1 protein-coding gene is annotated in these 247 nt (G+C 59.1%); it reads right to left on the bottom strand.

Annotation, left to right across the window (positions count from 1 at the left end; genetic code table 11):
* On the bottom strand, positions 1 to 247 hold a 247-nt coding region (locus AC1RPV_RS08130), incomplete at both ends, for a hypothetical protein (protein ID WP_481764257.1).

Genomic DNA, 247 nt, shown 5'->3' with positions numbered 1-247 from the left:
CCACGAATTCGAAGGTGGCCGTATGGTCCGAGGCCGCAACCACACGCGCAAAATCTGCGATGTTTTTGGGAACCTCGCGCTCGAACGCTCGAACCGTATCTGACACGTACGACTTCTTCGAGCGCCACGCAAAGCCGTCGTCGTGCGAATACGAGGTGCTCACCATCGACCCATCGATCTTATCGTAGATGCCGGCAAGCTCACCACGCGCCGCGCGCTCCAGCAGCTTTTCGGGCATGAGTTCAGC

The organism is Dellaglioa sp. CoH-55-MRSF-9, assembly GCF_056782155.1.
This window is presented reverse-complemented; position numbering and strand designations above follow the sequence as displayed.